The sequence below is a fragment of the Leptospira broomii serovar Hurstbridge str. 5399 genome, from assembly GCF_000243715.2.
Taxonomy (GTDB): domain Bacteria; phylum Spirochaetota; class Leptospiria; order Leptospirales; family Leptospiraceae; genus Leptospira_B; species Leptospira_B broomii.
On the sequence record NZ_AHMO02000008.1, the window covers coordinates 1 to 22,657 of the forward strand.

Genomic DNA, 22,657 nt, shown 5'->3' on the forward strand with positions numbered 1-22,657 from the left:
GAACGGTTTTTCATCTTCAAAACCGAAATCCGCATTCTGTTTGATTCCTCAAAGAAGTTTTTCCTGGTCCTTACTAATTCCAACTCGATTCTATTCGATATAGTGATGCACGATTTGACTACAAAGCGGACATTCGCGCCAATATTTCAAATGAATCCGATCAAGGCTTTCTTTTCGATTTCGGAGGACCTCCGTCCGATATTCTATATTGCCAATCTTAAGCGCGCATTTAGGAGAAGGTGGAAAGATTGCCCTTGTTAGCGCCACTTGGCTTTTGCCTTTTTTCTTCATTTTGGGCAGCCCCCTTCACTTCGTTCCGGGTCACGCTGCTCCGGGCTTCGCGTTCGCTACGGTCTCAGCGGCTCTTTGCTTTTAATATTAACCGTTACCCGCAAACGCTGCGACTGCTTCGCACCCGACACATCGTTGCCGCGGGGGAGGACAGAAAATTTAGACTGAGATATTTAGCGTTCGAAGGGTAGTGTCAAGAATTATATCCCCTTTTAGGATTTCGAAAAGAATGACCGTAATGAAAACCCGAATTTCGGAAGTTTCAAAATCATTAATAGACAAATTCAATCTCTTCCTCTTCGCCCCTGACCAAATTACCGATAGCATAGAAGTAGTATTTATGACCTTTAATTAACTTTCGAGCATGATTTCCTTCCGAAGAAGTTGCAGATATTTCTTTCTCTCCGTATTTAAACCGAGTTTTCCATTCTAAGGAGTTTGAATACACAGTCCACATTTCCTGTGTATGATTCTCAGCGTCCATATCAAAGACACCCATCCGAGTTAGCATGATTTTACCTTTTTTTTGAACTATAAAAATAAGCTCTCCCCTTTCATCATGCAAAACCTCCAAACCAAACGGTTTATAATTAGGATCTCTAATCCCACACAGTACGAAGTAAAATAGAAAAATAAATAGCAAGATTGCTTTCAAATAACATCTTAACTTCGCCGTTTTAATAACCTTCTCTATATTCATTTTTCAAGCCATATAAATAGTTATACCTATACCACGCGATCCTTTGATTCATATCGGCGCGGTTATCGTAGGTGGTATAATTTCCGTTATAAAACATATCACTTTCATTGCCTGCTTGAGAATTTTGGACATCGTTAAACGGATCAGTTCCATAATTTCTTTCTTTACTAAACCCGACCCTCTCCGAGGTATACCTTATTAAAAAACTTAAATAAGGTACTAATCCGCTTCTATGCTGAGCAATATGCGTAACTTCATGAGACAAAAATGCAAGATCTCGCTGACTAGCTAGAGGTTCGTGGTTAAACGGATTGAATCCGCCAGGGTTTACAGTCGGGTCAATAATCGTTTTTACTGTCGACAATTTATAGATAGTATTGTAGCCCGCCATTGCACCGGAACTATTAAACTTCATTAAAATGTTCCTCATGAACCCGGCCCTATCATTATTTAGTGTAATAGTATCTAAATTTAGATTTGGAAATTGATCTTTTAAGAATATCTTTTCGTAAGGAGTTAAAGGTCTTTCCGGAATGCCAGCAGCCTTCCAACTGTCATATAAATTTTTACTATTTTGATATTCTATATCCAACGGTAGCCGTTTCAAATTTCGAAGCTCTTCCGTTTCCTTTAGCGTCAATGGACGTTCTGCTGCCTTTGTGTTTAACGCAGCTATGCGGACTCTCGCCTGACTTAGGCCATCTGAAATGGACTGTTCATCGTGGCTCAATGCATATCCGTTTTCCTGCTTAAATCGAATTGATTCTAAAATTCCGTGATTGTTTCGCTCATTATTATATAACTGCGTGTCTGTCGAGAAGCTACCATCCGTAAATAAATTGCTTGTTCTTTCGCCTAGGCTTGACCAAAAGCTTGTGGGTTCAGTCAATTGCGGTAACTTCTCACCTGCTCCGTCAAGCGATCCTCCCGATGAAAATGACGTTTCATTTGAAGTCGCCATTCCACCACCTTTAATCGGAGTTGTAAACATCCTTAATACTTGAGGGGATTCCGTTGGATTTCCAGCAGGATCTTGTGAGATTGAGGCACTGCTATCTGTATTTGCCTGCGTATTTTCTTCTTCATTCTTATACCCAGCAGCCGCAACATTATCCACAATCCTTCGTTGCGAATCGTTCCTCTGATCTTGAGCGGGGTCACCTACTGGTCTCTCATTCGAAGTACCGCTCGTCCGCTCCGTCTGCCTCGTCTCAGGAATATACTGATCTCCCCCAGCCATCGCCTGGTTTTGGTTCACATCCGCATAAAAGTTATTGTTAAACGTAGCATTACCGAAACTACCAGGATCATTCAGATTCCCGGTCACCGACACCGCTGTCGCATTATAATCCGTCGCACTGATTGTCGTATCCCCATTCCCCGAGATCGTCACCGAACCTCCCAGTTGAGTCTCCTCTTCCGTTCTCTGATATGTCAAGCTCGGACCCTGGTGTTGCCCCACATTCACCATCACTCCGTTCGGATTTCCTCCCGTCATGTTGATGCTGCCACTGAACCCGCTTGCCGGATCATACTTTAAATTACCAGCTTTCGTGCCTATGTTAAACGAAGTAGTGCCGTGCTCTGAAAAATTGGCGCCCACGTTCAAGGTCGATGGACCCACACTCACTCCGCCTCCGAATCCACCCTCATCGCTATACGATACGTTTACATTCAACCCGTAGGGGTTCATATACGCGCTACCCACTCCGCTGATCGCTCCGGTCAGTGCTCCCTTCAGTCCTCCGTTCTCGTAACCCTGCGCTCCTTGCAAGATCGCTTTGGTTAATGCTACTTGGCTTTTATTCATTATCTGCGTACTCGCATTGGCTCCCGACTCTGCAGTACCTGCCGCAGTTTGGGCCCCATCGCTTGCAGTCGTAGTAGCAGAATCGCTGACCAAGGCCCGAGCGCCATTCGCGATCCCCCTGGCACCGTTTGCAATCGAACTACCCACGTCAGATACAAATTCCGAAGCCGAGTTATACGCGCTACTCGCTAAATCCGAAAGGGAGCTGTCCGCTAGATTACTCACCGTCGTCATCGTGCTATTCGCAAAATTTCCGATACTGCTCATTGCATTTCTCGTAAAATTCGAGATCGCATTACCGGCGGTCTCAAACATGCTGGAAGAGGCCGCTTCTGCCCCCGATGTCGCAGCTCCCTCGGCCAACGTTTCCGCTCCGATTTCAGCCGCAGTTCCGGCTGCTTCCGCTGCTAACGCTCCTTCGGTTGCCGCCGCCCCGACTGGACCCGTAAATAGAGTCGCTACAATTCCACCGATGATCGTCGCACCCATTACGAATTCTTTTTGTAGAGCCTGCGATTTCGCTTTTTTGGCAGCCTGCTTTCCTTTATACCATTGCAGCAATTGACTCGCCACATCCGGAGACAATCCGGTCATCGAAGCCAAAACCTGGGATTCAGCCTGATTGACCATACTCTGTAATTGGCTTTTGACCCAACCGCTGGTGCTCATTCCTCCAAGCAAAACATTCTTGGCAAAATCCTCCATTAAAGAAACGGTAGAAGCTCTGCTCTGCGCATTTTGCTGTGCGGCCGTTAATTCCTCGGAATCTTTTTTATTTACCGCAGCCATACCTTCCATCATTCCGTTCACAAGATTATTCAAATTATCTTGGCTTTCGAAATGATTCAGATTTGTTAATGCGGTTTTTGCGAACTGATTCACTGCGTTGGAATCAAACAGATTCACTACAGGTTGTAATGTGCCGCTCCCGTTCAAGGACGCAGCAAGTAGCGAATTTTGCCGGGGAACTCCGGTGTGACCATCGGTAACGGTTTGATCCGAGTTATTTGCAGCCGGAGGAGAAACTTTCGTAGAAGTCGCTCCAAAGGCGATCATCCCAGGGGCTTGAATCGTAAACGTTTCCGCCTTGGTATCGTAAGTATAATTATTCGCATCGGTGGCATCTCCTTTACCCGAATACGTTGCATTACCGGTATGCACATTTCTCGTCACAAGTACGGAACCGTTGGACTGAACGGTCACGTCCGAATACTCATGAGTCGTATAGGAGGTACAGGCTGCATTCGATAAATCCGCGCCACAGGTGGACGCGATAAAACTTTGAAGCGTGAGATTATTTCCTTTAGAGTCCGTCCGAATGTTCCCGTTCGAATCCGTGATATAGACGATCCCGTTTTTACCCGTTACGGTAGAATCTCCGTATGCTTGGAGTAGTTCTCCTTCTCCCTTATCGGTAAACGTCATTTGCTTAGATAAGGAATCGGCAAAGTTCTGGATAAAACCCGACCTTGCATTCAAAAGAGAATTATTGACCGCACTTAAAAGGGAAAAGTTCTGAGTTGCGGTAAGCCCCTGATTGATATTATTATAAATGCTTTGAAGGCTAGACGTATCCGGAAGATTCGTTTGCGCGCTCGCAGTCGTTTGAGAAGCAAGGCTCGCAATTTGTGCGTTAAAATTCTGAGCCACATTGCTTGCATTCGTGTTGGGAGCCACGACCGGAATCGTATTGAATAAATTCGCCAGAGAAGAGTTAAATCCTGTGCTGTCCCCATTCGCTTCCGACTTGGACAGGGTGATGCTCGCCTGGGCGAATTGGCTGACGGCTTGCTTCTGTAAATCCTCCATTTGCATCATCCAAGTGGCTTGGTCGGACTGGAGTTTGGCGACTCCGGATTGATAATTCGCCTGTGCGGTCGCTAATTCCTGCGCTTTCTGTGCCTGGAAAGCCGCATATTGGGATTGGTACTGAGAGGTTTGAATCTCCCAATTGGAGATAGCCGGAAGGATCGTATTCGTGAAATTTGCGGAGAATCCGGTAAGCTGAGTCTTTAAGGAATTCCAGTTATTAGCGCTGATCGCAGCATTCGGATCGTAAGTATTATAAAAAAGAATTACGCTGATTTGATCGGCATAATAATAATTCGTTATTGGATTACCATTGCTATCAACGGTGTCGTCCGCGTAAGTAGTAAAGCCGGAACTCATTTGTGAATATACAGGATCACCATACGTTCCAGCTTCGCAACCAGCTTTCAAACCCCAAGCATCCCAACAATAACTTTCCCGATCGTATAAACTTTGAGGCCCCGTATGCCAAAGAGCATAATTATCTGCTGTTACAATGCTACTCACTTGAATGTCTCCGTTCAGTCCCATCAAAGCCAAGCCATTCGCCTTCGCTGCATTCAGCCAGCTCACAAATTGAGCCTGAGATATGACCCCATCGTTGTACGCGTTAATTTCATAGGCAACACTGGTAAGATTATATCCTCCCGGATTTCCTGCATTATAATCGTTTACTAGCAAAAACGGCCCTCCGACGTTATACCGAATCGGTGTAGTCGAATATTCCAAGTTCGTATAATAGGTAACGTTATTCGTCGCTAACTGTTGTTCGGATTTCAAGAAACTACTCAGGTCCCCTGCAATCGTACTCAGAGGCAGATTTTGATTGATATCGGTTTGAATTTGATTGAGGAACGTCTGTAAAGTCTGGCCATCCGTGGTTAGAGTCGTTTTCTTGGTCGGGTCCGTCGGATCATGGTTCCAAAATAGATCTTCTGAGTTTAAATACGACTGGACGCTATTCACCTCGGTCTGGATTCCGTTGACCACTAGCTGCTTATAGGAATTAATCTGCTGTAAATTTGCCTGAAACTGCGCGTCCGTTTGATTCAACCGGCTCACCAGGGCTTGGTAATTATTCTGCATGTCCTGTAAGGATTTTGTGTACTGGGAGATCCCATCTTGTAAATTCGTATCGTACGTTTTCTGCCATTCGCTCTGTACATAGCCCATCACCTGACTCGCTTGCGTCGGTGTGGTTGTCTTTGAGTTTAAAGTTTGATTGAGTTGGTTCTGAAAATTTGCCTGGTCCTGCGCCGTAACTTGATAGTTCGCGCCCAATAAGGATTGTAAAAAAGCATCTCTCTCCGCATAGATCTGGACATCCGCGGCAGCGACCCAGGTATTTAGGGAAGTCTGTTCCTGGGATTGAAGCGCTTTGTACAGGTAATCTTGGTAATCCTGAACGGTGGTAAAACCGTCGGAAGTAGTAACTGAGGAAACATAAGACAGAATCGCCTGGTCTACCGTATTTTCCCAGTTTGTCTTATAATATTGCAGATTATTTAATACAAAATTCGACCAAGCAGCCTCGTCCTGTAACTGACCCGCAGTAGAATACATTGTTTGCAGATTGTTCGGATTAAAAGCCGGGGCGTTCAATTGGGAAGGCGTAACCGGTTGAGGGTAAATTCGATCCGATATTACGCAGATTCCCAGGGTGGCAATGCCAATCGCATAAAAGTAATTCAGGGATTTACCGGAAACCATACAAGAACTTCCCCACTCTAGTAAGTACTGATAAGCGACAAAATACCTGCTTTTTTAGGAAAATATCAGAAAAATGTCGAAATTTGCAAAAAGATTTTTCAAATTGATAATTACGCCAAAGGTGCCTTTCTTCAAAATCAAAATCAAATACTTTTTGGCCTTCTTTTTGACATAAAACCTTGAATGAGCCGATTTGTTTTTAATGTAAAGTTTGCGATATAATTCTGAAGACCGTAAGAATACATTCTATACTTTTCATTAAGCAAGCATATAGGGAAGGCAGTACAGATTCTTTTAATTATAAAAAGTCTGGAAATTTGCAGGGAATATTTTCAGATCTCATTCATAAGCAAAAATTCTGCTAAATGTATTAGCTCAATACTTCCCTAGCTAAATCTCTCATAATATTTTACTGAAAACAAACCTCTTCTCGGGAGTATTGCAAACGGAATGAGATTCATATGATCGACAAATGGAAAAATTTCAAAAGCAAAGATAATATTCAAAAATATTTAAATATATGGACAATCTCAATATTCGGTTATTTTGCGTTCATTGTTTTTTTTATTCGGTTATTTGGGAATGCATTCATTGATGATACATATATAACGTTGCTATATGCACGAAATCTTTCCGAGCATTTCGAGTGGGGCGCCTATCATGGTATACCCGGTAATTCTGCATCTTCTCCGTTAAACGTAATCCTATTAGCGGCAATAAATCGCCTAGTGGAAAATCCGGAAATCGTAGTTTTAGTGCTCGCGATCTTAATCCAATTCCTATTCTTCATCGTATCCTGCAAAATAGGGGAGAAATTAAGCTTATCCAAACTATTCCCGTTCTCCATCAGTTTTATATTTTTATGTAACCCTTTGATCATCTCCACAATGGGGTTAGAGAGTATGCTTCTGATTCTAATCTTTTTTCTTACGATTCTCTTTTACTTAAAGGATTCCGTTTATAATTTGGGAATTTGTATCGGACTATTATATTTAACCAGGCCGGATGCGGTCTTACTTGCGCTTCCGTTTTGCATTATGCGCCGAGGAATCAAAGGGAGGTTTCTGCCCCCGATCATAGCTTTCGCGATCGTGTCCCCCTGGCTTTATTTCAGTTGGAAGTATATGGGCTCTTTCTTTCCCGATACGCTTTTCATCAAAAAAATAGAAAAATCATGGGGAGACTTCAATTTTAGAAATGGATGGGTGTTATATTATGCAAAATTCCCGGTCGAATTTGCCTTCTCCCTATCCCCCCTGCTTCTCTCAGCGCCGTTTCTGTTTTCCCTAAAAAAACCGTTTAATAAAACTTTTAAAATCGCGATTCTTATCGGTGCTTCCGGTGCCATCCATTACTTTGCGTACTCTAAATTAAGAGTCCCTCCATATCACTGGTATTATGCTCCTTCCCTATTTTGCTTGATTACTGCTCCGACCTTCCTTTTTTTCGGGAACAATCCGAGTAAAAAAATAAAATACGTTTACGTATTGCTTTTATTTTCACTTCAATTGGCCGGATTCAACTGGATTGCAACGAGGACAAATGATTTTTCCGAAATGCCGATCCATACCAATTGGTCCAGCAAAAATAACTATAAGAAGCTCGCAAATGAGATCGATCGGAAACTAACTGCCAAAACCTATATACGTTTATATTGTGAGATAGGAACTATCGCTTACTTTTCCAAGAACGGAATTTTTTTGAACGAGTTCACGGATCGAACGGAATTTTTGAAATTGTACAGATTTCTCCAGCTAAAGAATGAAACTGCGAATCCGATCGTTTCCCTATTCATTCGAGGAATGTTCTATAATATAGAGAGAATTCAGGAAGAATACCCGATGTTGGAAAAATACCCGCTCATAATTTTAGGGAACCCACCCGAAAAGGATAAATATGAATTGATCGGGCAAACCTCTTCGCGCTGGTCTTCCACCTGGGGATTGTATTTAGGAAAGAATCCTTAACGAGGACGGTTTTCGTAAGCGATCAACGTCGAGTCCGATTCCGAACTACGATGTGCCCTTTTGTCGAAATCGATTCGAATCAAAAATCGCCGTCGGGACGCGAGAGAGCCTCGATTTTTTTTCTATAGATCTCCCGCCTCGTTTTGAACGAATCTCCTTTATAAATATCGGAAAGTCTAATATATGCCAACGCCACCTTTGTCGACGAAGCTTTTAACTGAGTATAGGCTAATATAGCCGTCGGAAGATCCCCGGCTTCTTCGGAAAGTCTGCCCTTAATGTAGAGTACGTCCAAGTTTTCGGAATCCCGCTTTAAGTAATTCTGAATGTTATTTTTCAATGCGGCCTTGTCCTTTTGCTGAGCGAATTGGCATTTTATCAACCAAAGCAAAGGGCTTAAATTTTCGGGAAAAAGTTCCCGCGCCTCCGTAAAGTATTTCTCGGCTGCCTTGAAGTCCCTGTTAAAGTAATGAATTTTTCCGATAAAAAGAGTTGTGTCCTGGTACGAAGGATCGTTCTCATAAATTCTTCGGAAGGTTCTCTCCGCCTCGGCTCTATTATTCAATTCGTAATATTTATATGCCTCTAAATAAAGTTTCTCCTTTTCCGTTTCGCCTAACCCACCGCAAGAAAATGAATTACAATATACGAGAATTATAATTGCGAACTTTAGGAAAAACGTTCTTATTTCGTGCATGAATTTCAAAACCGCCTAATGGATAAATCGATCAATTCGTATAACAAACGTTCCGGTCAAATTAAAATCACGCCTTTCCGTTGTTAATTTCTTGACCGACCGATCTGAAACCGTTTAGGCTAATAAAACAGGAATCGCAAAAAATGCTAAACAAATTGGAATCCGTATTCGAAGATTTCTATCCTCTATTTCAAAAAAAGATAGAACTCGAAGATCGAACCGAATCGGCGCTGCGACGAGCCTTTTTTCGATATCTGTCTTTATCGTTAATTTCGGTTATCCTAATCGGATTAACGCATATCATCGGAATTTATCTCAGAAATTCTCAAGGGAATAATTACATAAATAACTTATACGTAAGCGGTAAAATCGGTTCGCTGATCTACTATGCGGCTCATTTTCCGCAAAATCTGATTTCTATCTTTTTGCTCTGGCTATTCCTGCCGGTTTTATTCGCTCTAATTTGGTACTTAGCCCTCTTGTCGCTTAACGGTACTAAAAGCTCGCCTAATAAACTTACATTGTCCTTACTCACGTTCAACGGATTTTATTTGACTATGGCGGGAATTTCCCTAAGCGGATTCTTGGAAATTCTAAAATCCTTTTTACCGTTCGGCGGTTTTTTGATGAACTTGCTCACGATATTCCAAGCTCTTGCCATCTGTGTGGGATACATTTCCAGTTTCGTCTATTTTATCCTAGGATTTCAAAAACAGTACGATCAACCGATCGGACGGGCCGTCGCACAAACTCTGTCCCCTTTACTCTTACTATTCTTTCTTTTATATCTTTTTCTTTAGAGAGTTAAAACGGTATTTATCTATATTCTCGATGGAAAACTTGAACGTTCCCTTTGTCGGGATCCCGGTAAAAAAACTTGCGGAGAACAGTTTAAAATTTAAAAGTGAAGGAATTCAATCGGCGTCTTTCTCTTTTCTGCAGAAAAATTTGAACAAGTCGAGCCTCGAAGCTAAATCCGGACAGGATTCCGGGGTCCCGAAGAACCGTATAAGAAAAACATTTACTGGCAGAAAGAGCCGTTACTAACAGAGGCTATTCGATTGAAATGCTTCGATTCTTCGATACTGCAAACTCCAAATCTGCGGGTTTGGAAGAAAACTCGCGTCTAACGCTATAACCCGAACGTATTCCACTCATCAAAAAAACATACCTCTAAAATCTCCTATACACACTCCGGGTATCCCTGGTTAAACGCCCAATACAAAAACCATAAGATGGTAAACCACTCAGCTCACTCAAAAGACAAGAGATATCGCTGGGCTAGGAATAGATGGGTAACAAAGGAAGGAGTTCACATACAATACGCGGAGGGAAATCACAGGGTAATCAAGCAAGCATTCTCTTCCTACGGCTATCTTCGCCCGAATATTCACAGCTCTACTTGAATGAGTTTTGTTTCTTCAGAAATCTAAAGGTGTTCGGGTTGGATGCGATCGTGCAGAACTGGAGGGAGAGGATCGGAGTCGAGGTCGAAGAAATACCCACGGCAATCGAAGATAAAAACCGACCTGCCGAACTAAGCAAATGGAGGCGGGACGCGAAACCTGCTTCGCAGGCTCCATTTGCTTTACCTAAGCTGAAAGCGATTGTACCCACGCAAGTGCGGATTGTCAACAAGAAATGCCTATCTATTTCCCCAATACAATCCATACAAATTAAGAAATCAAGATGCTCTAAAAGAGAACGTTCTTCCGGTTAAAACCGAATACTATCATAATATAACGGAATTCTTTTTAGATACCTTCTATCCTAAGTTCTGCCCGGACTGTAAGAACCAATTAACGAAGAAAATCAAGACGAGAGATTACCTCATTCGTTGCGAAGAATGCCACTACATGACCTCACGGCTTTCCTATACTCCCCTTCACCATTTTAAACTACCTTTATGGGTATTCGGATACGTGTTGGAAGAATCCTATCTACAAAGCCCGAAAGTTCTGACTGCAACCGCTATACAAAAGAAAACGGGGATCTCCTACAAAACCGCACTTCTTCTAAAACGGAGAATCCAACTCTTCGCAAGCGAGCAGAAGGATAACGTCCGGGATCTCGTATATTCTAAGCTTCAAAAGGAAAACCAAGACTTCTCTAACCCGGAAAATACCGCTCGGTTAATAGCCGAAAAACCTGTGCGAAAAAGCCAAGGACCCAAAGCAAAGAAAGCGGTCTCAGAGAAGAATAATACCACTCTAACCAACGCGGATACACTAGTACTATATTCTGCCTCTCAGAGGGCAAATAAGGGCCGTAAAAGGCATAAACACGGGGGTTCTACGGCTTCTATCTATATGAGCGATAAACTGGGCGGAAAGCAAATTGGAACCCTTGTACATACAATTGCGACCAGTAACGGCGCGTTAATATTAGATTCTGTCCCGGATCAGAAGATGAATACACTCGGGCCGATAATAAAGAAAAACATACCTCTAAAATCTCCTATACACACTGATTCAGGGTATCCCTGGTTAAACGCCCAATATAAAAACCATAAGATGGTAAACCACTCAGCTCACTCAAAAGACAAGAGATATCGCTGGGCTAGGAATAGATGGGTAACAAAGGAAGGAGTTCACATACAATACGCGGAGGGAAATCACAGGGTAATCAAGCAAGCATTCTCTTCCTACGGCTATCTTCGCCCGAATATTCACAGCTCTACTTGAATGAGTTTTGTTTCTTCAGAAATCTAAAGGTGTTCGGGTTGGATGCGATCGTGCAGAACTGGAGGGAGAGGATCGGAGTCGAGGTCGAAGAAATACCCACGGCAATCGAAGATAAAAACCGACCTGCCGAACTAAGCAAATGGAGGCGGGACGCGAAACCTGCTTCGCAGGCTCCATTTGCTTTACCTAAGCTGAAAGCAATTGTACCCACGCAAGTGCGGATTGTCAACAAGAAATGCCTATCTCAATACGTCGTTTAATAAACGACCTAACATTTGATCCTGAGTTTGTACGGTCTTCTGATTCGCTTCATAGGAGCGATTGACTTCGATCATTTCCACCATTTCGGTTACCACGCTTACGTTAGACGCTTCTAAAAAACCCTGTAATAGATTCGGTTCTTCGTTCAAAGCGAAAGGTTGCGGCTCTCCAGATTCCGGCGTATCCGCATAGAATGAATCACCTTCCTTATCAAGGTGTCTCGGATTTTCAACTGTGCGAATTTTGATACGGTCGAGTAGCACGGGAGTTTCGAACCGATTCTTGTCGATAGATGTGGAATTCCTAGGATCGTTTCCGATTTCTCCGTTGATCCAAACTTCTCCGTTTTCTCGAATTAGAAAATTGCCTCTTGCCACTTTGATCGGACCGTTTTCTCCCATTAGTGGAAATCCTTGAGGCGTAACCAAATACCCGTTCGTATCCAAAACGAAGGCTCCGGATCGCGAAAGTCTTTCTCCTCGATTGGTCAATACGCTAAAAAACGCAGGGTGCTCCGATCCCGGTCGATCCTGAAGCATCATATCGAAAGGATTATCCGTCTTTTTTACGGCGCCCTGCTCGAAACGAGTATAAACTTCGTTTACTTCCCCGCCTAATCCCAGCTTGCCGATAACCGGAGCCGTATCAAAAGATCCCATCGGAACTTTTCCGACTCCGTCTTCATTGTATCTATGCAATAATAACTCGGGAAAGGTTTTAAATACAGTGGTGTCTCTTTTATATGCCGTTTTATCCACGTTCGCCAAGTTATTTGAAATAACGTCCATGCGAGTTTGTTGGATCGTCATTCCATTCGATCCCGTATAAAGTCCTCTTAGCATGAGGTGTCCTCCCAAAAAGCAGATGCAGCTCCATTATTAAGATCGGGATTTTTTAGATTTCCAGAAGGGAGATTTTGTCCCATTAGGAAAAAACCTTTGACATCCCTTCGCGAGGCGGGGATATCTATCCGGGAAATGAAGAAGAAAGGGTACTTTCTTTCAGTCGGGGCGGGCAAAAACCAGTTACCCTTGATTCAAGCCTGCAAGAGTCTAGGTCTGGATGTGATTTCAGTAGACCGGAACGATAAAGCTCCCGGATTCTCCTTTTCTAATCTTAGAATTATCGAATCGGTTCATGAATATCGTCGAATTCACCGGGCTGTTTCGGAAAATCCTCTCCCGATTCCCATACTAGGTGTAGGCACCCGTTCTTACGGGAAGGCGACTTACACTACGGCCTATCTTGCAGAAAAACTAAAGTTACGGTATGCCAGCACCGATTCTGTTTTACTTTTTTCCGATAAACATCTTTTAAAATCCATTGCAAGTGAAAAAGGAATTCGAGTGCCGAGGGACATTCCTTTTTCCGAATTGCGAGCCAAAGAGAAATCGATCCCCTATCCTTGGATCGCAAAACCGAGTCAAGGCAGCGGAAAACATGGAATCCGTCTTCTAACTTCCGACGCGGTCGTTTCCCACTTTCTTTCGGCGATTAATCCTCCCGCAAAAAAAGGCTCCGCAAAATCGAAAAAAAGCACAGCAATTAAAAATCCGCCGGAAGAAAAATGGATCTTAGAGGAATTCATTCCGGGTTTGGAATGCACGGTATTAGGTCTTGTCTCCTCCGATGAATTTCATTTGGTAAGTCTGACTCTTAAAGAGACGTCCGAATTTCCCCCTTTCTTAGAAGCGGCTCATAGACTTCCCTTTCCTAAATCCGAGATAACGGGGGAAATCATTATGCTCTGTCGCTCCATCGTCAAGGCAACAGGATTGAAAAATTGTCCCTTTGTTGCCGAATTCAAACTAAACGCCGACGGAGAGCCGGTGTTAATCGAAGCCGCACCCGAGGTAGGAGGAGAATATCTAGCCGACGTTCTTGTCCCAGGCTATATGCAATATGATTATTTTTCGAATTTTATAAAATTATTAATTGGTGAACCGTTCGAACTTCCTCCTTCCACGCTACAATCGAGTCCGAACAAAAAAGCGCAGATCCGCTTTGAAATTCCTCCGCGGGGAATTTCGATCTTAAAGCAGGTGCCAGAATTTCGAGTAAAGTCTCGGGAGAAAGTCCTGTTTGAAAGAACTCTCCACGAAGTCGGAACAAAACTAGATACTTCCGTAGGCAACGAAGTCCGCCCTCTAGTTCTCGGAATCAAAACCGATTCCTCTCAACCTGAAGAAGTTTGGAACGAAAGCATTAAGACTAGATTTAAGGCTGAATATGATGTCCGCTGATCATCCCTCTAAGCAAGCCTGGGAAACTCATTATACTCGATCCAAATCTAAGTTAAATTATCCGGACGAGAATCTAGTTCGAATTCTTTCTAGGATTCCGACCTCGATAGCATCTCGTCAAGCTCTCGACTTCGGTGCCGGATCCGGACGGCATTGTATTTTATTAAACGAATACGGATACGAAGTCAGTGCGGCGGATTATAGTGAAAATTCCATTTCGTCGATACGAGAATCCTACCCCTGGGCAAAAACGTTTCTCTTGGACCGTCCACCGTACCCCTTTAAAAACGAGCAATTTGATCTAATCGTAAGTTGGGGCGTACTGCATTATAACCGCCCTGATATGGCTAAAGCAATGTTAAACGACCTAAAGAGAATTATGAAATCCGGGGCTTATCTTGCGGCGTCTATTAGAGCTTTAGGAGACACTCACTTGCAAGCTAAGGACGGAAGAATAGGAACTCCCGATTTACAGGGAGGGTCCACCTGGTTCTATTCCGAGTCTGAAATTAGGGATTTAGGATCGGGTTTTTCTTCTTTCGAACTCGGTTATACTGAACGGACTCCATTAGGAAAACTGGATGAGAGGATTTGCCATTGGATCTTTCTCGCTCGGAAGTAATTTACGAAGAATGTCCATTAGACGAAACGTGTTGCTGGGAATACCTTTACACTTCGGAATATTCGGATTTCAAATTACCGATCCGCATTTGTAAAACCTGCGGCTTACAAGCCCAATTCCCCCGCCCTCTCCCGGAAGAACTGTATAATGAGGATTACTATACCGGGAACCAAGGGTTTACGTATAGAGACGAACGTATAACAGAAAAATTCGATCGATATGTTTGGTTCGCTCGACTTACGAATATCGCAAAATTCCGATCGGAAGGAAACTTTCTAGATATAGGATGCTCCTTTGGAGGATTTCTGAATTGTGCGAGAGAAAGGGGCTATGTTCCGTTCGGAGTCGAGATCTCCCCTTATTCCGCAAAACAAGCCGCTCTGCGGGGAATTAAAATTTGGCAGGGGCAGTTTTTAGACGCGGATTTACCCGAAAAATTTTTCGACGTAATCACATTGATCGAAGTAATCGAGCATCTGGAAAATCCGAAAGCTGTCTTCGATAAACTTGCAAAAATTTTAAAGCCCGGAGGATTGCTTCTCCTTCAAACGGCAAATTTCGAGGGTCGGCAAGCCAAGGAAGCAGGACCGAAATATCACTATTACCTCCCCGGTCACGTATATTATTATTCCGAATCTAACCTCCGGAAAATTCTTGCCAAACGAGGATTCGAGCGGCAAGTTACCTACCTCGGCGTGGACTTCCCTCTTTACGCAAAACTTTTAAAATCGAGAGGGAGTTTCAAGTCTTGGAAAGACTATCGGAAATGGATTACGATATCGTTTTACCATTTTCGCAGCAAACTTAAACGAGGCGGGCTGCCACTGACTTCCTCAATGGTGCATTACGCGATAAAATTATGAGTTCTCACCCAAATCATAAATATAGTAGATTATTCGATTATATACCCGATTCGGGAATATTAAGAAAATTAAATTTCTCCGCCAGAGTATTGGCTTCTTCCGCATATCGCTTCGTCAAAGACGACTGTCTTATGAAAGCTTCCGGAATTTCCTACACTACTATCGTTTCTCTGATCCCGATGTTTACCGTAGCTCTTTCCTTGCTTACTATCACTTCGGGATTAGAAAATCGAAAAGAAGAGATATTTGACCGCATTAACGCGTTTTTTCTCGCTAGTAATATCAATTTAGATATCAATCCATATTTGGAAACGATCGGTGATTTGATAGACGCGGCCAGACAGATCGGCGCGATCGGCTTTGTTATTTTGGTATTCTCCGCGACAGCAGTGCTCCGGTCCCTCGAAAATTCCTTTAACGGAATTTGGCGTATAGACGTTAACCGTTCCTTCTTACAAAAATTCGTCTTTTACTTTTTTATCCTATCGATAGGTCCTCTTTTAATCGTAATCGGCCAAGGATTGGTGGAGAAGATGACTGATTTTTTCCGCCCCCCTCACTATCTCAGTATGGACAAGGAACCGGACGGTAAAATTTGGATCGCGGGAGAAAGCGGAAATCTTTTCCGGCTGGATAAGAATTTAAAGAACGATTATGTTATCTCGGAAGCCGATATCGATTTGGAAAATATTCGTTGTGTCGATTCTTTCGGAACTAGATTAGATTTTTGTAAAAAAACGGAACTGAAACAGGAAGATTTCATCCGGGTGCTCGTCCGCGAGGATAAAGTTTATGCAATATCTCGAAAAGGGCTCTTTTTAAACCGACCCTTGGAAGGTTCCGTATGGAATGCGATTTATTTCGAGAATACCCAATTTTCCGATTTCGAGTTCGTAAGCGACGGGAATTTCTATTTTATATTCGGAAACGGTGAAGTTCTTCATTTTTTCAATCAAGGAAGAAGTTACAAGCCCATCTTCCCCAATACTCTAAAAATCCAAGCGAATCGAATTTACTTTCCCGAGTTTGGAGAAGGATATTTGGCGGACGAGGACGGTAATGTCTGGAAGAGCGAGGACGGAGGAGTCACTTGGACTGCAAATAAAATCGCAGGACAGGGCTTGAAGGACATTCATAGGATTCGCCAGGATGAACTCATTGTAGCCGGAGAAAGAGGATCCATTTACAAGACGACCGATTCGGGTCAAAGTTGGAAAAATCTCAGTCATAAGCGTTATACGTTCCAAAAAGTATGGTCGGTCGAAAACCAAGAATCGACGGACATCTTCCTTCTTGACTCTCTCGGAAATATATTAGTTTCGATAGACGGAGGAGAGCATTGGAATTCCTTCTATGTTCCGGTTCGCGGGAAAGTATTCGCGTCGGTTTTATTCGACAGAAGCGAAAACGGTCGTTTTAGATTATTGAATATAGGAGAATACGAAAAGATCAGTCTTTCCGAGTATAGAGAAGTACAGTATATGACTACGGTTCTCCGCGGCGGAGATTCCGTTTTCTCCCCGTACAATATTCTGCGATTAGCTTTTCCGCTAACAGCAATTTGGTGGTTTTTTCTGGCCCTATTCACTTTAATTCCGAATACGAAAGTTCCTATCAGAGCGTCTTCGATCGGGGCGGCATTTACAAGCTTGATCTTCCTATTCTTTCTCTACGGCTTTAAAGTATATGTTACGTCGTTTTCGGAAACGACGATGATCGTCTACAAGGCCTTGGCGGCGATTCCTATATTTTTGATCGGAGTTTATTCTCTCTCCATGATCGTTCTCTACGGTGCCGAAATAACCGCCTGCGTCCAGTTTCCGGAACGATATTTGGTTCCGTTTCAGTTAGTCGAAGAACGTCACACCTCTTTTAGCGACGAATTTAGAAAATTATTAGCGATATTAAAAGCCGCCTATTCGATTCAAAAGCAAAGTAAACTCTCGGCTTCGACCGAAACTTTGGCGATTCAGTCCGGATTGAATTCCGAAGAGATTCCTAGATTAACGAAAAATTTATCCGAAGTCGGCCTCTTGAGCGAAACATCGGAGGGGACATGGCTACCGGTCGCTTCCGGGCTAGATTTAACTCTCGGCGACTTCTATCGAAAAATTCCCGAGCCGCTCTTAAAAGAGGACCCCTCTCAACGAATCTATCCGGATAAAATACGGGAGAAAATGGAAAAGGCGGAATTAAATCTCCAAAAAGATTTGGATGCAGTTACGTTTAGGGACTTGATAGACGGGTAATTAAAGGATTTCGCTGGTCGCGTCTCAGATCTTCGAGTCTAGCTTCTTGATCGGAGGAAGATTCGAAGACAAAGATTGGTAAATCTGCTCCGCAAGTCCGAGAGACGAGTTGGCGGAGAGATTCTTAGAGTATTCGTCGTAAAGCATATCTTCGAAAATCTCTTCAGCGTATCCGCCGTCTATCAATCCGGATTTATGTATGGTCGCTTTCATTTCTTTAAGTACCATCTTCACAAAAATCGATTCGAATTCGACCGAAGCGTCGTATAATCTTTTGCGATAAGGATCGGCAGTAACCTCTTCCTTAATATTATGAGGCATACGAACTTCCGAAGAGGAGACTTTTCCGGAAAGTTTATCGTTGAATTCCTCGCGTAGTAGTTCGGGAAACGTTTGCCCTTTGCGAAGTTCCTTTTCTTCCCGAAGAAGTCGCTGTACTTCCGGCCGCTCCGTTAAGTTTAAACGATTGGAATAATTATTAATTTGATCTATCATATTCTACTGAACCTCGAGTTCCGCATGCAACGCGCCTGCGGTTTTCAGCGCTTCTAAAATAGCAATGATGTCCTTTGTGGATGCGCCAACCTTATTCAAGGCGTCCACCACATCCGAGACTTGGGTTGCTTCTTCGATCAAGAAAGATTCCTTGGGAGGCTGCTGATTATCCCTTCCGAGACGCGGACTGCGACGGTTTTTATCGGCAACCGAAAGACTTAAGCCGGAACGTGAGACTGCCACTTCGTCTATGACTATGTTTCCGCCCATTACGATGACCCCGGAGCGCTCGTTGATCACTACCTTCGCCTTTGGCGAGGTTTCCACGGTCAAATTTTCCAGATCGGAAAGAAGAGCTAAAAGCCCTGGGGATTTATTGGAAAACCCCGCGCCTACTTCCAGTACGATTTCCGACGGAGATAAAGCCTGGATCGAATCCGCTTTTAAGCCGAATTTTTCGGGTATCGCTTCACGTATTTTATTGATGAGATTATTCAACATCGAAAAATCCGCTTCGTTTAATCGAATTACGACTCTCTGATTCGCGAAAAATTCTTCCTTCAATTCCGATTCTACGATGGCGCCTTGGTGGACGATGCCCACGGTCTTCTTGGAACTGCGGCCCGAGCTAGAACGTTCATTATCAGTCTTTCCGCCGAAGGAAATCACTCCGCTTGCCACGGCGTAGACCTTGTCATTGGCTGTTTTTAACGGAGATTGTAGAAGGACTCCGCCTTCCAGCGATTTAGCATCACCGATCGAAGAAACGGTAACATCCAATCGATCCCCTTTACGAGCGTAAGATGGAATATTGGCCGTAATTAAAACCGAGGCTATATTTTTAGTTTGGTCCGGCTTGAGATTCGCCTCGACGCCAAGATTCTTTAAGTAGTTCTTCATGCTTTCGCTTGTCATCGGAGTCTTGCTATCTCCGGTTCCCGGTAGGCCTATCACAATTCCGTAACCCGTGATTTGATTGTCCCGAATTCCTTCGATTTTAGCAAAGTCCTTGAGTCGCACTTCCGCAGCTTGAGCCGAGGCCGTTACTAAGAGAAAAACGAAAAGAACTCTGATCATCGGGATTCTCCCAAAAGACGATTGAGCTGTTCCAAAATGAAACGCTGCTTTTCTTCGTCGGATAATTCGGCTTTAACCGTAACGGAACCGTCCGGATTCGTAATCGTTTTAAGAGCGATCGGAGGCTGTAGATCCTTAGGCTGGATTCTCCCCGTAAACTGGATCTGCAAATCCGCAATCCGATCGGCATCGACCGAATTATCTTTGGACAGAAATTCCGGAGATAGACGCCCAGTCAAAACGACTCCGGAAGGCTCCCCGTTATAGGTCGAGGATCTTTGCCCTTGCAAAGTGAGTAATCCGGTCGCAGGATCGATCGCGGTAACTGTCGCGGTTAAATTACCTTTCAATTTTCCTAAAGACTTTATCTTTCCTTTATTCTTTCTGACAATGCTTCTATCGTTGTTATACGAAGGGTTGTCCGGAATGATTTTCTTATCCGGCACCGCTTTGATCGTGATGTTTTCGTCCGCCGTAGATTCTATTTCGAATTCGGCGTTAAAACCTTCTTTCAGTCGGACGAATACTGCGGTTCCGACCTTAATATTTTGCGATCTTGAATACGGATTCTTATCCTGCCATTGAGATAGTTCTTGAGCGGCAACGGCAAAGAAGGCCCCTAAAGAAAATAACAGAACGGCAAGTCTTTTAATTCCGATACGAAACATCTTAATTTTCTAATAATACCGTATTCTTTTCCACTACGCGAGCCGTTAATTTCCCTTCCTTAGCATGAGAGGAAACTTCCACCAATTCTCCGACGTTCCCGGACGTCAGCGCTTTCGTTTTCGCTTTTACTACCAAGTTGCCGCGCGTATAAACCAACTGTATATCTCCGCCTCGCTGGACGTCGTACAAAAAACGAACATGCTTCCGACGCAGAAGTTCCCCCACCTGTAGATCTTTTAGAGCAGTCGATCCCACGCTTTCAATTCCGATCCCGTCGGTAAACGCTTCTTCAAGAAAAACGCTGCGTTCTTCCAGGGAATCCGCATCCAATTTTTGGCCTTTCAATACGGTCTTCTTCGCAAAGAATACGGAGGCCCTCTTCTCGATTTTGAATTTGATTCTTTGAGTATGAACTTTTCTTTGCTGAAAATAAAAATCCAGGGAGGCGACGATCTGTCCCGCGTGAATTACCTGCGGTAGTCCGGCCCACCGCAGATCGACTCCGGAAGCAGGAACCGATCGTTCTCCGTCTAAATACGTTATGCGATATTCTGTCCCCTTTTCCTGGGTGAGTTTAGCGATCTCCTTAGAGACGCTATCCTCCAAATCCTTGGAATCCAGTTCGGAATTCAGGGGTAAAATCAAAGTTTCTTTTCCGGAAACCGAAACATTCGGAAAAAGTTTCTGAATATCTTCCGGTCTGATTAGAACGGGAGATTCAAGATTTCGTAATACTATTTTGTCCTGCATCCGATCCGGGATTTTTGCGATTTCCGAAAGTAGGACTTCTTTTTTTTCGGTGAGTAATTTCCCGCGCAGATAAACCGCATCCATGGCAAATACGTCCCCGGCTCCAATCCATACGATTCCGAACGCAAAGAGCAAAATGCCGGGAAAACGAAAACTCATATTATTTAACGCTTCAGACCTATCGCAGTCGAAAGCATGTTATCCGAAGTCTGGATCGCCTTCGAATTGGATTCATAAGCCCTTTGTGCGACTATCATATTCACCATTTCTTCCACGATCTTAACGTTGGACATTTCCAAAAATCCTTGAAGGACGTTACCGAAACCTTCCATCCCCGGTGTTCCCGGAATCTCGGGACCGGAGGCAACCGTTTCTTGGAAGAGGTTTTTACCGATTGCTTGAAGGCCGGCTGGGTTTACGAATCGATATAATTCAATCTGACCGATTACCGTCGGACGAACATCCGAACCTATTTTGACGGTGACTTCCCCCTGCTCCGAAATCATCAAAGTGTTTAAGATAGCGCCTTCGGGAAGTATGATCGGAGGTTCCAAAAGGTACCCGTTGGAGGTCACTACCTGCTGGTTCGAATCGATCTTGTAAGAACCGTCTCTTGTGAAAGCGAAGCTTCCGTCCGGCATTTGTATTTTAAAGAAACCCATCTCGCTCGTGATAGCCAAATCTAGCTTATTGCCGGTAGCCTGAAATGAACCTATTTCGAATAGCTTCTGAGAGGCCGCGGCTCGAACTCCGTGTCCCACGTTCACACCGGTAGGAATTTCGCTAACCGAAGTCGCTGGAGTTCCAGCCAGAACCATATGCTGGTAAACTAAGTCTTCGAAGTCCGCTCGGTTCTTTTTAAAACCCGTCGTATTTACGTTAGCGAGGTTATTGGAAATAGTATCAATATGGAATTGCTGGGCGATCATTCCGGTCGCCGCGGTCCAAAGGGATCGCATCATAGGTGTGTACCTCTGTTTTTTTATCGGCTAAATTCGGAATTTCCCTAGGAATTCCTCCTTTTTTTAATCGGAAGACCAAGGACAGAACGTTGATGAGCGGAGTTTCCACGTTATAGTGAAAGATTCTCATGCTATTAGTGTATTTTCCTCTACATCGGGGATATCAGTGTTTCCTCTAACCCAGCTGCCATCCCGATCGTGCAACTTCTGTCTTCTGCACGGGCGGCCCCCTCCACTTCGTTCCGGGTCACGCTGCTCCGGGCTCCGCTTTCGCTCCGGTCTCAGCGACTTTTTTCTCAACTTATAAACCGTTATCCGCAAACGCTGCGACTGCTTCGCACCCTACACATCGTTGCCGCTAGCAGAGGATTGAAGCTGCGCGACGTTGGAAAAAATGGCAACTTCCCGTGAAGCAGTTTCTTTATCGCGGAACAGCCGACATGTCGATTAAAAGTGGTTAGAGTTTCGGTATTAGATGCAATGAATTCTTTCGGAGCTCCAAAGGTCATGAGCATGAAGAGTGGAATTTACTTAAAAAACCCCGCCCTTTGGGTGGGGGCCGGAGCGGAGCGGTGGAAAAATTCCTGTACCACAAAATAATTCTCCTGACAAGAAGTTTTTCTAAATGAAATCTGTTGGAGCTCCCACGCAGAAGACGGAAGACCGAAACCGGACACACAAGTCTAAAAGCGGACCAATATTTTATACATCGAACCAATTTAGCCTAAAGCAGGAACCTTTGAACCTAGTTTCTGTTATCCCCTAAATTTGCAGGTCTCAGTTCTTTTTCCACCTATA

Annotated in this window: 16 protein-coding genes and 1 pseudogene; 8 read left to right on the forward strand and 9 right to left on the reverse strand. The window is 43.8% G+C overall.

The features are described from left to right. Nucleotides 1-562: 562 nt before the first annotated feature. Together LEP1GSC050_RS05410 and LEP1GSC050_RS05420 are read right to left on the reverse strand one after the other, a co-directional pair. Nucleotides 563-991 (reverse strand): hypothetical protein, encoded by a 429-nt coding sequence (locus LEP1GSC050_RS05410; protein ID WP_010570225.1) that lies wholly within the window; start codon nt 989-991, stop codon nt 563-565. Next, nucleotides 969-6,320, reverse strand: coding sequence for a TIGR04388 family protein (locus tag LEP1GSC050_RS05420; RefSeq protein ID WP_010570226.1), 5,352 nt, complete (start codon nt 6,318-6,320; stop codon nt 969-971). Before LEP1GSC050_RS05420 ends, LEP1GSC050_RS05410 begins: the two co-directional genes overlap by 23 nt. 461 nt (nt 6,321-6,781) lie before the next feature. Here LEP1GSC050_RS05420 and LEP1GSC050_RS05425 point away from each other — a divergent pair, with 461 nt between their 5' ends. Continuing rightward, nucleotides 6,782-8,287 carry a membrane protein gene (locus LEP1GSC050_RS05425; protein ID WP_020987273.1) on the forward strand — a complete coding sequence of 502 codons (1,506 nt, stop codon included), beginning with the start codon at nt 6,782-6,784 and terminating at the stop codon, nt 8,285-8,287. Nucleotides 8,288-8,366: 79 nt separating this feature from the next. Here LEP1GSC050_RS05425 and LEP1GSC050_RS05430 read toward each other — a convergent pair whose 3' ends face one another. Beyond that, nucleotides 8,367-8,984 (reverse strand): tetratricopeptide repeat protein, encoded by a 618-nt coding sequence (locus tag LEP1GSC050_RS05430; protein ID WP_010570229.1) that lies wholly within the window; start codon nt 8,982-8,984, stop codon nt 8,367-8,369. Nucleotides 8,985-9,127: 143 nt separating this feature from the next. Here LEP1GSC050_RS05430 and LEP1GSC050_RS05435 point away from each other — a divergent pair, with 143 nt between their 5' ends. From LEP1GSC050_RS05435 to LEP1GSC050_RS05445, 3 genes and pseudogenes are all read left to right on the forward strand, one after another. Further along, nucleotides 9,128-9,784, forward strand: coding sequence for a hypothetical protein (locus LEP1GSC050_RS05435; RefSeq protein ID WP_010570230.1), 657 nt, complete (start codon nt 9,128-9,130; stop codon nt 9,782-9,784). 384 nt (nt 9,785-10,168) lie between these two features. Further along, a pseudogene (locus LEP1GSC050_RS21245) lies at nt 10,169-10,449 on the forward strand (transposase); the annotation flags it as partial. Nucleotides 10,450-10,612: 163 nt separating this feature from the next. Then, on the forward strand, nt 10,613-11,668 hold the full coding sequence (locus LEP1GSC050_RS05445; protein ID WP_232225660.1) for a transposase: 1,056 nt from the start codon (nt 10,613-10,615) through the stop codon (nt 11,666-11,668). Nucleotides 11,669-11,907: 239 nt separating this feature from the next. Here the strand turns inward: LEP1GSC050_RS05445 and LEP1GSC050_RS05450 are convergent, their stop codons facing one another. After that, complete coding sequence (locus tag LEP1GSC050_RS05450; RefSeq protein ID WP_010570235.1) at nt 11,908-12,771, reverse strand: flagellar hook-basal body protein; 864 nt, start codon at nt 12,769-12,771, stop codon at nt 11,908-11,910. Nucleotides 12,772-12,867: 96 nt separating this feature from the next. On the opposite strand from LEP1GSC050_RS05450, the gene LEP1GSC050_RS05455 reads away from it, so the two are divergent. From LEP1GSC050_RS05455 to LEP1GSC050_RS05470, 4 genes are read left to right on the forward strand one after another with little or no spacing between them, the layout of a single operon-like run. Beyond that, the gene (locus LEP1GSC050_RS05455; RefSeq protein WP_010570236.1) at nt 12,868-14,172 is read left to right on the forward strand and encodes an ATP-grasp domain-containing protein; all 1,305 of its coding nucleotides are present in this window, start codon (nt 12,868-12,870) and stop codon (nt 14,170-14,172) included. Beyond that, the gene (locus LEP1GSC050_RS05460) at nt 14,159-14,794 is read left to right on the forward strand and encodes a class I SAM-dependent methyltransferase (protein ID WP_040911170.1); all 636 of its coding nucleotides are present in this window, start codon (nt 14,159-14,161) and stop codon (nt 14,792-14,794) included. The genes LEP1GSC050_RS05455 and LEP1GSC050_RS05460 overlap by 14 nt, the downstream gene beginning before the upstream one ends. Beyond that, nucleotides 14,770-15,657 (forward strand): class I SAM-dependent methyltransferase, encoded by an 888-nt coding sequence (locus LEP1GSC050_RS05465; protein WP_010570238.1) that lies wholly within the window; start codon nt 14,770-14,772, stop codon nt 15,655-15,657. The genes LEP1GSC050_RS05460 and LEP1GSC050_RS05465 overlap by 25 nt, the downstream gene beginning before the upstream one ends. Next, a complete protein-coding gene (locus tag LEP1GSC050_RS05470) occupies nt 15,654-17,906 on the forward strand; it encodes a YhjD/YihY/BrkB family envelope integrity protein (RefSeq protein WP_010570239.1) in 2,253 nt (750 codons plus the stop codon). The genes LEP1GSC050_RS05465 and LEP1GSC050_RS05470 overlap by 4 nt, the downstream gene beginning before the upstream one ends. A gap of 24 nt (nt 17,907-17,930) precedes the next feature. Here LEP1GSC050_RS05470 and LEP1GSC050_RS05475 read toward each other — a convergent pair whose 3' ends face one another. The 5 genes from LEP1GSC050_RS05475 to flgG are packed head-to-tail and all read right to left on the reverse strand — an operon-like array spanning nt 17,931 to nt 21,859. Beyond that, nucleotides 17,931-18,401: a rod-binding protein gene (locus LEP1GSC050_RS05475; protein WP_010570240.1), complete on the reverse strand. Its 471-nt coding sequence runs from the start codon at nt 18,399-18,401 to the stop codon at nt 17,931-17,933. A gap of 3 nt (nt 18,402-18,404) precedes the next feature. Next, nucleotides 18,405-19,478, reverse strand: a complete 1,074-nt coding sequence (locus tag LEP1GSC050_RS05480) for a flagellar basal body P-ring protein FlgI (RefSeq protein WP_010570241.1) — start codon at nt 19,476-19,478, stop codon at nt 18,405-18,407. After that, nucleotides 19,475-20,146, reverse strand: a complete 672-nt coding sequence (locus LEP1GSC050_RS05485; RefSeq protein ID WP_010570242.1) for a flagellar basal body L-ring protein FlgH — start codon at nt 20,144-20,146, stop codon at nt 19,475-19,477. The genes LEP1GSC050_RS05480 and LEP1GSC050_RS05485 overlap by 4 nt, the downstream gene beginning before the upstream one ends. 1 nt (nt 20,147) lies before the next feature. Further along, the gene (flgA, locus tag LEP1GSC050_RS05490; protein WP_010570243.1) at nt 20,148-21,056 is read right to left on the reverse strand and encodes a flagellar basal body P-ring formation chaperone FlgA; all 909 of its coding nucleotides are present in this window, start codon (nt 21,054-21,056) and stop codon (nt 20,148-20,150) included. A gap of 5 nt (nt 21,057-21,061) precedes the next feature. Continuing rightward, on the reverse strand, nt 21,062-21,859 hold the full coding sequence (gene flgG / locus LEP1GSC050_RS05495) for a flagellar basal-body rod protein FlgG (protein WP_010570244.1): 798 nt from the start codon (nt 21,857-21,859) through the stop codon (nt 21,062-21,064). Nucleotides 21,860-22,657: the final 798 nt, after the last annotated feature.